This is a genomic window from Mesoterricola sp. JemC181 (assembly GCF_055384585.1).
The window spans coordinates 1,800,163-1,813,158 of record NZ_AP045076.1; the positions used below are offsets into that span (position 1 = coordinate 1,800,163).

At 69.7% G+C, this 12,996-nt stretch carries 11 protein-coding genes; 4 read left to right on the forward strand and 7 right to left on the reverse strand.

The features are described 5' to 3' along the window. Positions 1–69 precede the first annotated feature (69 nt). Entirely contained in the window at positions 70–1,914 is a 1,845-nt protein-coding gene (locus tag ACZ5MC_RS07865) for a prolyl oligopeptidase family serine peptidase (RefSeq protein ID WP_464517450.1), read from the forward strand. A gap of 54 nt (positions 1,915–1,968) precedes the next feature. Then, a complete protein-coding gene (locus tag ACZ5MC_RS07870) occupies positions 1,969–2,916 on the forward strand; it encodes an aldo/keto reductase (RefSeq protein ID WP_464517451.1) in 948 nt (315 codons plus the stop codon). 155 nt (positions 2,917–3,071) lie between these two features. Here ACZ5MC_RS07870 and ACZ5MC_RS07875 read toward each other — a convergent pair whose 3' ends face one another. After that, positions 3,072–4,373: an IS701 family transposase gene (locus tag ACZ5MC_RS07875; RefSeq protein WP_464517452.1), complete on the reverse strand. Its 1,302-nt coding sequence runs from the start codon at positions 4,371–4,373 to the stop codon at positions 3,072–3,074. A gap of 64 nt (positions 4,374–4,437) precedes the next feature. Next, positions 4,438–5,196 carry an SDR family NAD(P)-dependent oxidoreductase gene (locus tag ACZ5MC_RS07880; RefSeq protein WP_464517453.1) on the reverse strand — a complete coding sequence of 253 codons (759 nt, stop codon included), beginning with the start codon at positions 5,194–5,196 and terminating at the stop codon, positions 4,438–4,440. Between the two features lie 157 nt (positions 5,197–5,353). Between ACZ5MC_RS07880 and ACZ5MC_RS07885 the strand changes: the two genes are divergently transcribed. Continuing rightward, positions 5,354–6,241, forward strand: a complete 888-nt coding sequence (locus ACZ5MC_RS07885) for an AraC family transcriptional regulator (RefSeq protein WP_464517454.1) — start codon at positions 5,354–5,356, stop codon at positions 6,239–6,241. Positions 6,242–6,257: 16 nt separating this feature from the next. On the opposite strand, the gene ACZ5MC_RS07890 is transcribed toward ACZ5MC_RS07885, so the two are convergent. After that, entirely contained in the window at positions 6,258–7,085 is an 828-nt protein-coding gene (locus ACZ5MC_RS07890; RefSeq protein WP_464517455.1) for a helix-turn-helix transcriptional regulator, read from the reverse strand. A gap of 92 nt (positions 7,086–7,177) precedes the next feature. Between ACZ5MC_RS07890 and ACZ5MC_RS07895 the strand changes: the two genes are divergently transcribed. After that, positions 7,178–8,074: an SDR family oxidoreductase gene (locus ACZ5MC_RS07895; protein ID WP_464517781.1), complete on the forward strand. Its 897-nt coding sequence runs from the start codon at positions 7,178–7,180 to the stop codon at positions 8,072–8,074. A 48-nt stretch (positions 8,075–8,122) separates the two neighbouring features. On the opposite strand, the gene ACZ5MC_RS07900 is transcribed toward ACZ5MC_RS07895, so the two are convergent. From ACZ5MC_RS07900 to ACZ5MC_RS07915, 4 genes are all read right to left on the reverse strand, one after another. Continuing rightward, complete coding sequence (locus tag ACZ5MC_RS07900; protein WP_464517456.1) at positions 8,123–9,562, reverse strand: efflux transporter outer membrane subunit; 1,440 nt, start codon at positions 9,560–9,562, stop codon at positions 8,123–8,125. A gap of 25 nt (positions 9,563–9,587) precedes the next feature. Further along, positions 9,588–11,138, reverse strand: a complete 1,551-nt coding sequence (locus ACZ5MC_RS07905) for a DHA2 family efflux MFS transporter permease subunit (protein WP_464517457.1) — start codon at positions 11,136–11,138, stop codon at positions 9,588–9,590. A 27-nt stretch (positions 11,139–11,165) separates the two neighbouring features. Further along, complete coding sequence (locus ACZ5MC_RS07910; protein ID WP_464517458.1) at positions 11,166–12,275, reverse strand: HlyD family secretion protein; 1,110 nt, start codon at positions 12,273–12,275, stop codon at positions 11,166–11,168. Positions 12,276–12,365: 90 nt separating this feature from the next. Further along, complete coding sequence (locus ACZ5MC_RS07915; RefSeq protein ID WP_464517459.1) at positions 12,366–12,809, reverse strand: MarR family winged helix-turn-helix transcriptional regulator; 444 nt, start codon at positions 12,807–12,809, stop codon at positions 12,366–12,368. Between the last annotated feature and the right edge of the window lie 187 nt (positions 12,810–12,996).

Consider the following 12,996-nt stretch of genomic DNA (forward strand, 5'->3'; position numbering starts at 1 on the left):
GCAGGTTGCGTAGTACCTGAACGAATCCGTTCCATTTGCGGCCCCCTTCCTCTCGCCTCCGGAGGTGCCATGCTGCGCCCGATCCTGATGAGCGCCTTCCTCGCCGTCCTGGCCTGGGGGCAGCAGCCGCTGGTGATTCCCTGGCTGGCCTCGGCGCCGGCCGCAGAAGGCCGGCCGGACCCGGCCCTGGAACACCATCCCGCCCTGCGCCTCCAGGGTGACGACCCCGCGGCGCCCCCGGTGCTCCTCCGCTGCGCGGCCGACGGGGAAGCCCTCCATGTCCTCGTGCAGAGCCGCCAGTCCACCCTGGTCTGCCGGGACCGGGCGTACCAGAACGGGGACGGCCTCCTCCTCGTGCTGGCCACGCCGGCCCCGGACGGGGGCCCCACCCGGCGCTTCCGGGTGATGGGGTTCTCCCCGCAGCCTGCCGACCGGCGCACCTGGCAATTCGCCTTCACCTGGTACCGGGATGTGGACCTTGAGATGATCCCCCTTCCGGGTGCCCAGGCCGCCTGGCGCCAGACCGGGGATACCCTCTCCGTCGAGATCCGCATCCCCTGGGCCGCCCTGGCTCCCTACCACCCCCTCCTCACCCCGGACCTTGGATTGAACGCCTGCTTCGTCCGCGCCCAGGGCGAGCGTAGGCAGTTCCACTTCCTGACGAAGGACCCTCACCTGCAGTCCGAGCAGCGGCCCAGAAGCTATGTCCCGGTGCATTTCGAAGCGCCTCCCGCCGGCGCCGCCGCCTGGGCCGCGAGGCCGTCCCAGGGGTGCCTCGGGGCCGGCCAGCCCCTTCTGCTGGACACTGCGGCCGCAGCGCCGGCCGATCTGCGGATCCGGATCCTGGACGGCGAAGGCACGGGGGTGCCCGGCTGGAACCGGATGATCCATCTGCCCGAAGGTCCGGCCCCTCGGACCCAGCGGCTGGAAGGCCACCTGCCCCCGGGTGGATACCAGGTCCAGGTGCAGGGCCCGGGGCGCACCCTCACCCTGGGCCTCACGGTCCTGCCGGACGGAGGCATCCCCTCCCTCCGGCAACGGCTGGAGCGCCTGGGATCCATCAGCCCCGGCACCCGTTCCACCCTGGCCTTCCGCCTCCAGGATGCGGAGGCCGCCCTGGCGAAGCGGGCTCCCACGGACCCGGCGCCGGAGGTCCGGCGCCTCCTCGAGCAGACCGGCCGGGACCTCCAGGCGCTCGAGACCGGGCGGGATCCCATCGCGGAGTTCCATGGCCTCCAGCGGCGCGCCTACCGGAGCTCCCTGGACGGGACCTTGCAGCCGTATTCCCTGAGAACGCCGGCCCTGCTGGATGGGGGGAAACGGTATCCCCTGTTGGTCTTCCTGCATGGCAGCGGGCAGGACGACCGGGGGATCCTGGACCTCCGCCGGGCGCCCGAGGGCTGGTTCGAACTGGCCCCCTTCGGGCGGGGCACCTCCAACTGCTACAGCGCCGACCATGCCCAGGAGGACCTGAGGGAGGCCATCGCGGACGTAATGGCGAGGTATCCGGTGGACCCTTCCCGCGTCGTGCTCGCGGGCTTCAGCATGGGGGGCTATGGGGTGTACCGCACCGCGCTGGAGCGTCCCGGCGCCTTCCAGGGCCTGGCGGTCTTCAGCGGGGCGCCGGACCTGGCAAGCCGCTGGCTGGGGCCGGGCCATCCGGATTTCCTCGAACCGGCCAACCTCGCGGCCTTCCGGGGGATGCCCATCTTCATCTTCCACGGCACGGCCGACCGGAACTGCCCCTTCGAGCGCACCCGGAGCCTGGTGGGCCTCCTCCAGGCGGCCGGTGCCGAGGTCACCTGGCTGACGGAGGAGGGCAAGGGCCATGAGCTTCCCTCTGCCGCCAGCCTGGACCGCTATTTCGCCTGGATGGGGCGTCTGTCGAATGGGAACCGGGTCCCCCCGAAGTGAAGATTCCTTCAAGATAGGTATCCAGTCCCCACGGTGGGTGAAGCAGGTTTCAAGATGGAAATGATCGGAATCGGACCGGCGGGGATCCAGGGCTCGCGCCTGGCCTTGGGTTGCATGGGACTGGGGGGAGGCTGGAACGCCACGCCGGTGGGGGAAGCCGACGTCGCCCAGGCCCGGCAGCTGGTGGAGGCCGCCCTGGACCTGGGCATCGATTTCTTCGACCACGCGGACTTCTACAGCCAGTTCAAGGCCGAGGAGGTCTTCGGGAAGGTGCTGCGCGAGACCCCGTCCCTTCGCGACCGCATCGTCCTGCAGAGCAAGTGCGGCATCCGCATCGGCGGCCTCGACGGCGTCACCACGGGCCACTACGACCTGAGCGCGGCCCACATCCTCCGCTCCGTCGACGGGAGCCTCGCCCGACTGGCGACCGACCACCTGGACATCCTCCTCCTGCACCGCCCCGACCCCCTGATGGAGCCCGACGAGATCGCCGGCGCCTTCCGGCGCCTGAAGGAGACCGGCAAGGTCCGCGCCTTCGGCGTCTCCAACATGAACGCCGCCCAGATCCGCCTCCTCCAGGCCAGCCTGGACGAGCCCCTGGTGGCGAACCAGCTGCAGCTGAGCCTGGCCCACGACGCGTTCGTGGACAGCGCCGTCACCTTCAACCACGACAGCCGCGAACGGGCCGTGTGGTTCACCGACGGCACGCTGGAGGAATGCCGCAGCCGCCGGATCCGCGTCCAGAGCTGGGCTCCCCTGGCCGGCGGGAACTGGAGCGCCGGGACCCGTGCGGCCCTCGAGGCCTCCGCCCGCCGCCACGGCGTTCCCCCGGAGGCCATCGCTGTGGCCTGGCTCCTGCGGCACCCCGCCGGTATCCAGCCCGTCCTGGGAACCACCCGGCCCGACCGGCTCCAGGCGTGCGTCAAGGGGCTGGAGGTCACCCTGGGACGCGAGGAATGGACGAGCCTCTGGGTCGCGGCCCGGGGCGGGCCGCTGCCCTGAATCAACGCATGGGCAGGGTGCCTTACAACTAGCACTACTGTGTCATAACATTGGCGCCTTGGTTTTTCCCACATGTCGGACAGTAGGCGAGAGAACCCACGAGAATCCGCTCCAGCCTTCGACGTAGCGTCGTTATGGAATAGGGCGAATGCCGCTCAGGGCGGAAGGGCGCGGTGTCCTCTGGGAAGGGGGGCGGGCTGGGGTGGTGCGTGAATGAAGCCAAAGATGGATTGGATCGTAGGGGGGGAAAGGCGGCTTCGTTCCGCCACAATGAAGGCATACGTGGCGGCGCATAGACTCAAGTGATGGTGGAATCCCCGCCATCCACGGCCCTCATCGTGGTCCAGGCCGAGTTCGTCTTTCATCTCCTGGTAGTCCCGCTCGATCCGCCAGCGCAGTTTCGTGACCCGGACCAATTGCCGGAGTGGCGTGGCCTCTGGCAGGGTCGAAAACCAATACTTGGTGGGCTCCTGCTCGGATTCGGGCCACTCAATCAACAACCACTCCTCCGGGTGCATTTCCGCTCGAGTGTTGTCTCGATGAGCGGGACGAACGCGCAGCGCCGCGAACCGGGATTCCATGATGCCCCGGGTTCCCTCTCCCCACGGCACCTTCGCCCAGGCGGCCTTGGGCAGGGCCTCCGCCAGGGCTTTGACCGTCTCGGGCTGATGCTCATCATCCCTCCTCAGTCTCTTGGCCGGATGTCCCTTTCCGCCGGGTTTTCTGGGGGGCAGCGGCCCATTGCCGTTCGCCCAGACGGTCGTGGTTTTGCTGACCCCCACTGCGTAGACGAGGTGCCGTTCCGTCAACCCTTCCCTGAAACCGAAAATGTCGCCGTAGCCCGCATCAGCCAGCACGGGCAGGTCAGGTTCCTTGTCCGTGCGCTGACCATCAATGAGGGCGAGCGCAATTTGCCATTTGGGCTGAAAGACAACCGCCTCGGGAACACCGGCCTCGGCACGGCGTTCCATGTCCTTGGCCCAGGCCTCCGGAAGATACAACCGGAACGCCACGGGCACACTGCTCCAGCGGGAGGCCATGGACAAGCTCACGGCGCATTGGCAATTGGAGGTCTTTCCGAATGGCCCGCAATACTGATGGGCCACGCCAACCGAGTGCGTCCCCTTTTTGGGGAAACCTGTGTCATCGACAATCCAGGCTTCAATCGGCCCCTGGATCTCCATGGCTTCGCGAGCATAGTCCCGGGCCACCCGGAGAACCGCGTCATCACTCCAACCCGCTTGAGCCACCAGGTGGTGCAAGGATTGGTGCCGGGCCTGGACGTGCACCGGGTCCAACCGCGCTGCCATCGGCTCAACGCTTTTTCGATCCCCGGGCAGGATCAAACCCTGGCAATAGAGCGCCATTGGCTCACGGCGATCGGCATGGCCGGCCGCCTTCGCCAGTAATCCGGCGTAGGCATCGAAACGCGCACGGCTTTCGGCAGTCTCAACCATAGGTAGCCCTAGCCTATAGGATAGGCAGGGCGGGGAGGCTGTCAATACTTATGACACAGTAGTGCTAGAGGAACATCCCGCCCGACGCCTCGATCCGCTGCGCATTGATCCAGCCCGTTCCCGGACCGAGCAGGGCCGCGACCACGGCGCCGATGTCGTCCGGCAGGCCCACCCGCCCCAGGGCGGTCTGGGCGGCGATGGCCTGGTTCAGGGCAGGGTTGTCCCGCACGGCGCCGCCATTGAAGTCGGTCTCGATGGCCCCGGGCGCCAGGACGTTCACCGAGATCCGGCGGGCTCCCAGTTCCTTGGCCAGGTAGCGGGTCAGGACCTCCACGGCGCCCTTCATGGCGGCATAGGCGGAGGAGCCCGGGAGGGCGAACCGGGCCAGGCCGCTCGAAAGGTTGAGGATCCGGCCTCCGTCCGCCAGGAGGGGCAGGAGGCGCTGGGTGAGGAAGAAGACGCCCTTGAAGTGGACGTTCATCAACTGGTCGAACTGGGCCTCCGTGGTCTCCTGGAACGGGGCGTGCAGGCCGGTCCCGGCGTTGTTGACCAGGGCCTGGAACCGCCCGGTCCCCCAGTGCTCCTGGAGGGTCCGCTCCAGGGTCTGCGCGAAGGCCGCGAAGGAGGCCACGTCCCCCGCGTCCAGGCGCAGGGCCTGGGCCTTGGCGCCCGCGGCCCGAACCTCGGCCAGCGCCCGTTCGGCTTCGTCCTGGCGGCTGTGGTAGGTGAGGATGAGGTCGTGGCCCGCCTTGGCGAGATGGAGGGCCGCGTTGCGTCCCAGGCCGCGGCTGCCGCCGGTGATGAGGGTGATGGGTCGGGTCATGGAAGTCTCCTCGAGGGTGTCCTGCCCTCCCAGGCTAGATCCGGCCGGGTGGCGGCCGGTAGCGGGATCCTGTCAAAGGATTGCCGGATCCTCCAGATTCGCGAAGTTTCGGATGCGCGGGGTCCGGCGGCGGGGTAGGGTGGACCGGAGGACACCCATGCGGCAAGGCAAACCAACCGGAACCCTGACCGAACTGGCGCGGTCCGCCCTGGAATGGGCCCCGGGCGAGGGTGTGCACCCCACCCCCCTGCCCGGACTCCTGGTGATCCGCAGCGACGGCCGCACCCTGCCCACCCATGCCGTTTATCGTCCTTCCCTTTGCCTGGTCCTCCAGGGGGCGAAGGAGGTGGTCATGAACGGGCATGTCTTCCGGTTCCAGCGGGGACGCTTCCTGATCGTGTCCATCGACCTGCCCATCACCAGCCACGTGGTGGAGGCCTCCCCCGGGAAGCCCTTCCTCTGCCTGGCCCTGGACCTGGACCCGGACCTGGTCTTCGGGCTGCTCCAGGGCATGGGGCCGGCCCCCGAGCCGGTCCCTTCCGGGCCCGGCATCCACCTGAGCGAGGGGACGCCGGAGCTCCTGGACGCTTTCCTCCGCCTCCTGCGCTGCCTGGGAGAGCCCGCGGACGCGGAGGTGCTGGGCCCCATGCTCCGGCGGGAGATCACCTACCGCCTGCTGAGGACGGCGTACGGGCCGGTGGTTCGGCAGCTGGGCGTGGCCGGAAGCCGGGTCCAGCGCATCGCCAAGGCCGTCACGCGGCTCCGGGAGCGGTTCGACGAACCCTTGAGGATCGAGGACCTGGCCCAGTTGGTGAACATGAGTCCCTCCTCGTTTCACAAGCATTTCAAGGAGATCACCACCCTCAGCCCGCTGCAGTTCCAGAAGGAACTGCGCCTGCAGGAGGCCCGCCGCCTGCTGCGCGTGGAAGGCCTGGACGCGGCGACCGCCGCGTTCCGGGTGGGCTACGAAAGTCCCTCCCATTTCAGCCGCGAGTATGCCCGCCATTTCGGCCAGCCGCCGATCCGCGACGTTCGCGCCACGTGAAGGCCGAAACGGGGATTCAGGCCAGCAGCGACGCGATCCGTTCCGCGTCCTCCGCCGTCGCGGGGTTGTAGATCACCAGGCTGAGGTCCGTTCGGCCGTCCACCGCGAAGGCCGAGTACTCGAAGGCGATCGGACCCAGGACCGGGTGGCGCAGGTGCTTGACCGCCTCTCCGTGGCCGCCGCGGACGTCGTTGTCCCGCCACATCGACCGGAACTCGGGGCTGAGCCGGCAGAGCTCCTCGACGAGGGGCTCGATCTCCGCCGCCGCCCCGGCGCGCGCCGCGTCCGCGCGGAACGCCCCCAGCACGAAGCGGGCCACGCCCTCCCAGTCGTACTGCGCGGCGCGGGCGCGGGGGTCGAGGAAGATGAAGCGCAGGATGTTGCGCTGCTCCGGCGGCAGGGCGCCATAGTCCATCAGCATCAGGGTCGCCGCCCGGTTCCAGGCCACGACGTCCCAGATCGCGGTCCTGATCACGGCGGGACACGGGTCCAGCACGTCCAGGACGCGCTGCAGGCGGGGAGTGACGCCCTGGTTCTTCCGGAACCGCACCTCGGGCGGCCGGCCGAGGCCGATGAGGAACAGGTGTTCGCGCTCGACCTCCGTGAGCATGAGCGCGCCTGCGACCCGGTCGAGCACGTCGGCGGAGGGTGCCCCGCCGCGCCCCTGCTCGAGCCAGGTGTACCAGGTCGGGCTGATGTTGGCCCGCTGGGCCACTTCCTCCCGGCGCAGGCCCGGGGTCCGGCGGCGCCCGGAGGGAAACCCCAGCGCGGCCGGGTCGAGCCGGGTGCGCCGATCCCGCAGGTAGGTTCCGAGCGGATTCTCGCCAAGGGGGTGCTCACTCATCCGGGTAGTCCTTTTACTATGATGAACCCACTACTTTACAAGTATAGCCCGCGAACCGAACGTGGGGTTCAAGGCACCCAGGAGGTTTGCTTATGCGCGTATTCGTCACAGGTGCGACCGGATTCATCGGGTCGGCGGTCGTCAAGGAGCTGGTCGCCGCGGGCCACCAGGTCCTGGGCCTCTGCCGCTCGGACGGGAAAGCGGCAGCCTTGGCGGCCGCCGGGGCCGAGGTCCATCGCGGCTCCCTCGACGACCTCGAATCCCTCAGGAAGGGCGCCGACCGTTCCGACGGCGTTCTCCATCTGGCCTTCAACCACGACTTCTCGAAATTCGCGGCGAACTGCGAGGATGACCGCCGGGTGATCAAGGCGCTCAGCTCGCTGCTGGCAGGCTCCCGCCGGCCGCTGGTCATCACTTCCGGGACGGGGATGGCCAACACCACGCCCGGCGAGCCGGCCCGGGAAGACAATCCCACGGTCGGTTCCGGGGTGATCCCCCGCGCCGCCTCGGAGGAGGCGGGGGCCGCCGCCGCGGCGGCCGGGGTCAACGTATCGGTGGTGCGGCTCCCGCAGGTCCATGACCCGGTCAAGCAGGGACTCCTCACCCCCGCCATCGAGCTGTACCGTTCCAGGGGCGCCTGCGCCCACATCGGCGACGGCGGCAACCGCTGGCCGGCGGCGCACGTCCTCGACGTGGCCCGCCTCTACCGGCTGGCGCTCGAAAAGGCCGAACCGGGCGCGAAGTACCACGCGGTGGCGGAGGAGGGCGTGCCGATGCGCGCGATCACCGAAACCCTCGGCCGGCGGCTGAACCTGCCGGTCAAGGCCCTCGCCCCGGAGGAGGCGCAGGCCTTTTTCGGCTGGCTCGCCGGGTTCGCGGGCCACGATATGCCCGCTTCCAGCGAACAGACCCGGAGGAAGCTGGGATGGGAACCGTCCGGGCCGGGACTGCTCGCCGACCTGGAGGCCTGGGTTCCGCCTGAAGGCTGACCTCCCGGGACCTCCCTCGGCGCGGCTGGAACGGCGGCTCCGGGAGGATCAGCTCCCGCTGGCCGCCGTTGCCGGCCAGCCGCCGCCCAGCGCCTTGCACAGGGCGATCAGGTCCTGGGCGACGGCCTGGTCGCTCTGCACGAGGCTGTCCTGGGCCTGGTACACCGTCCGCTCCGCGTCCAGGACGTTGATGAAGCTGGTCAGACCGCTGGCGTACTGCTGGCGCGCCACCTCCAGGGCCCGGCCGCTGGAGGCCACGGCCGCCCGCAGGGGCACGTTGCGGGCCTGCTCCTTGGCGTAGGCCACCAGGGCGTTCTCCACCTCCTCGAAGCCCGTCAGCACGGCCTTCTCGTAGGCGGCCAGGGCCTGCTCCTGGCGCGCGTCCTGGACGCGGATGTTCGCGCGGATCCGGCCCGCCGCGAAGATCGGCCAGCGGAAGGAGGGGCCCCAGGACCAGGTCGAACTTGCGGAGGAGAGGAGGCTGCCGCTCTGGGCGCTTTCCCAGCCGAACCTGCCGCCAAGCGAGAACGCGGGATAGAGATCGGCTGTGGCGACGCCCACCCGCGCGGAGGCTTCGGCCAGGTGGCGCTCCGCCACCCGGATGTCGGGGCGGCGCCGCACCAGGTCGGCGGGGAGGCCCGCGGGAACCTCCGCCGGCGCGGCGGGAATCGGCGCGGTGGCGGCCAGCTCCTCGCGCAGGGTGCCCGGGGCCTGGCCCAGCAGCACCCCGAGGTGGTGCAGGGCGGTCAGGAGGCCGGCTTCCAGGGCCGGCACCTGGCTTTCGGTCTGGGCCAGGACGGTGGCGGCCTGCTCCGGCTCGAGGCTGCTGGTGAAGCCCTGCTGGTACCGGGAACGGGCCAGGGCCACGATGTCGCGCTGGGCGGTTAGGTTCTCCCGGGCGATGGCCAGCCGCTGCTGGAACCCGCGGGCGGCCACATAGTTGCGCGCCACTTCCGCCACCAGGCTGACCTGGGCGTCGGCCAGGCTGTAGCCCGCGGCCGCCAGGGCGGCGTCGGCCTCCTCCACGCGGCGCCGGTTGCCGCCGAAGAGGTCCAGTTCCCAGCTGGCGTCGAAACCGGCCTGGTAGATGTCGCTGGTCAAGGGGGTCCCGGGGGGCAGCAGGCCGCCCAGGAGGGGCTGGTGGGCGCTCTGGCGCTCCCGTCCGGCGGATCCGGAGGCCTCCAGGCCGGGAGCCAGGGCCGAGCCGGCCACGCCGCGCCGGGCCCGGGCTTCCCGAAGGCGGGCCTGGGCCTGTCGGAGGTCCAGGTTGGCCTTCAGGGCCCGCTCCACCAGGGAGGCCAGCTCGGGGTCCTTGAAGGCCGTCCACCACTGGGCCAGATCGGCGCCGCGGCTGGTCTCGCCGCCGGCCAGGGGTTCGCTCCACCGGCTGGGCGCCCGGGGTTCCGGGGGCCGGTAGGTGGGGCCGACCTTGCAGCCGGTGAGCAATGCGGTGGCCGCCAGGGCCAGGAAAGGAATCGAGGTTCGCATGGGGTTCTTCTCCACGATGGGGGGCTCAGTGACCCATTACCGGCTGGACGTCCCTGCGCACGCGGCGGAGCAGCAGGACCACGGCGATGACGATCACGCAGGCGACGGTCAGGATGCGGAACACGTCCAGGTAGGAGAGCATCGCCGCCTGGACCTGGACCTGGTTGTAGAAGCCCAGCAGGCCCTTCGGGGCAAGCCCGCCGTCGGGGTGCAGGCGGTGCATCAGGGGCAGGTTCGCCCGGGTGGCCGTGGCCGCCAGGTACATCTGGTGCACCTGGGCCCGGCGCACCAGGAGGGTGGTGGCCACGGCGATGCCGATGCTGCCGCCCAGGTTGCGCATGAGGTTCATCATGGCGCTGGCCTGGTTGCTCTTCCCGGGGGGCAGGTTGCTGTAGGCGATGGTGTTGAGGGGAATGAAGAACAGCGGCAGCCCCATGCACTGGATCAGCCGGGCCCAGAGCAGGTGGTTGAAGGCGATCTGGGCGGTGAAGCCCGACATCATCACCAGCGACAAGGCCAGCAGGGAGAGGCCGAAGGCCATCAGGTACTTGGGTTGCACCTTGCGCACCAGGGCCCCGGCGACGGGCATCATCACCATGAGCATCAGGCCGCCCGGCATCAGCACGAGGCCGGCCTGGGTGGCGTCGTAGCCCAGGAGCTGCTGGGCCAGGAGCGGCACCAGGACGGTGGTGGAATTGAGGATGAACCCGACGACGAACTGCAGGCCCATGGAGGTGGCCAGGCTCCCGTTGCGCAGCAGGGGCAGGTCCACCACGGGATCCTTCGCGATCATCGTCTCCCACACCACCAGGCCGATGATGCCGGCCAGGGTGAGCAGGAAGAAGGCGACGATGGCGGGGGAGCCGAACCAGTCGGACTCCTGGCCCTTGTCCAGGAAGACCTGCAGGGCGCCGAAGGCCAGCACCACGAAGGCGAAACCCATGGCGTCCACCCGGATGGGCTTTTTCGGAGCCTGCTCTTTCGGCGGATCCTGGATGAGCCGCTGGGTGAGCAGGAGGGACACCACGCCCACCGGCACGTTCATGAAGAAGATCCAGCGCCAGGAGAAGTTGTCGGTGATCCAGCCGCCGAGGGTGGGACCGATGGCCGGCGCCACCACCACGGCGATGCCGTAGACCGCGAAGGCCATGCCGAAGTACTTGCCGGGGAAGGTGTCGGCCAGCATGCTCTGCTCGCTGGGGGCGAGGCCCCCGCCGCCGGCGCCCTGGAGGACCCGGCACAGCAGCAGAACGCCCAGGGAGGGGGCGATGCCGCAGAGGAAGGAGCTGGCCGTGAAGAGGGCCACGCAGATCATGTAGAAGCGCTTGCGGCCCAGGGTGTTGGACAGCCAGCCGCTGATGGGGATGATGATGGCGTTGGCGGCCAGGTAGCTGGTGAGCACCCAGGTGGCCTGGCTCTGGCTGGCGCCCAGGCTTCCGCCGATGTGCCCCAGGGCCACGTTGGCGATGCTGGTGTCCAGCACCTCCATGAAGGTGGCCAGGGAGATCACCACGGCGACAAGCCACGGGTTGGCGCCGGGCTTGGCGGCGCTGTTGGGAGTTCTCGGGAAGGGCATGGGTCGCTCGTTGTCAGGAGGGCGGCGTCAGGAACGCACCCGCACCTTGGGTTCCACGGACATGCCCGGGGCCAGCTGGCCCAGGTTGCCGTTGTCGAGGAGGATCTTCACGGGGACGCGCTGGACGACCTTGACGAAGTTGCCCGTGGCGTTCTCGGTGGGGATCACGCTGAAGCGGGAACCGGTGCCGGACTGGATGGAATCCACCCTCCCGGTGAGGGCCAGGCCGGGGAAGGCGTCCACGCTCACCTCGACGGGCTGGCCCGGGGCCATGTGCCTGAGCTGGGTCTCCTTGAAGTTCGCCACCACCCACACCTGGGCCGGCACGATCTGGAAGAGCGGGTTGGCGGGGGTGACGTAGGCGCCCGCGTCCACCGCCTTGCCGGCGATGCGCCCGTCCACGGGGGCCAGGATGCGGCAGTGGTCCAGGTTCACGCGGGCCTTGCGGGTGTCGGCCTGGGCCTTCTGGTAGTCGCCCTCGGCCGCGGTGACGGTGGCCCGGGCCTGGGCCACCTGGGCCTGGGCGGAGCGCACCTGGGCCCGGGCCCGCTCCAGGGAGGCGAAGGAGGTCTTGCGGCCGGCGACGGCGGTGTCCAGGTCCTTCTGGGAACGGGCCCGGGCGTCGACGCCCTGCTGGCGGCGCAGCTCGGTCTCGGCGTTCTCGAAGGTGGCCTGCAGGGAATGGAGGGTCGCCTCGGCTTCGACCACGGCGCTTTCGGCCGCCGCAACGCCGGCCTGGGCCTGGGCCCGCTTGCCCAGCGCGGCCGCCTCCGCGCCCCGGGCCTGTTCCAGGGCCACCTGGAAGTCGGTGGGGTCCAGCTCCACGAGGAGGTCGCCCTTGTGGACCACCTGGTTGTCGTCGATGTGCACCACGGCCGCCTGGGCGGCCACCTGCGGACTGATGCCGACGATGTGGCCGTCGATGAACGCGTCGTCCGTGGATTCGAAGGGCGCCACCTGGCGCACGTAGTAGACGGCCCCCAGGGAGCCGGCCACCAGCGCGCCGGCGACGAGGAGGGAGGACAGCCGGCGGCTGGAGGCCGGGGCGGCCGCGGACGGCTCCGGGGCGGCGACGGCGGAAGCTCCGTCCACCAGGGATGGGGCCGGTCCGGCAGTCTGGGAAGCGGCAGTAGTCATGGGAAACCTCGAAAGTGGGTAGAGAAGGACCCGGCAGCCTTCCGGCCGCCTCCCGGTCCGGGAGCGGATTCAAACGATGGCCAGGGAGCGCTATTCGCTCCGATACGAGGGGAGACCTTCCTGGATCCTCTGCAGCAGGATGGCCAGGGTCTCCCGTTCCTCCGGACTCAGGACGGACATGAGCCGTTCGATGCCTTGGAACTTCCGGGGCAGGTAGGTGTTCACCAGCTCCAGGCCGGCGGGGGTGATGGTGATCAGCCGGGTGCGCCGGTCCTCGGGGGCCTCGACCCGCTTGACCAGGCCGTCCTGTTCCAGGCTGTCCACGAGGCCGGTGATGCTGCCCTTGGTGACGGTCATCAGTTCGGCCAGCCGGGAGTGGGACAGCGGCTCCGGCTGGTTCTCCAGGAGCAGGACGAGCGTCATGATGCGCCCCTCACCCAAGCCGTGGCAGGAGAGCTTGGAGTTGGCGATCTCCCGGATCTCGTCGGAGACGCTCATGAGCAGCAGGTAGGCCTCAAGGGTCCCCCGGTCCACCGTCGGGGCGCCGATGCGTTCGACTAAACGCTGAATGCGCTCATACTTGGGCGATCGGAATTGGGGGGTTGGGCAGGGTGTCAAAGGGGTCCCCTTGGTTGAGGTCTGGATAGTATGGGTCCATACGATTAGGTCGTCAACCGTCGCCGCAAAAAAATGTTCGGACACCTTTTGGGGGTCCCGGGTC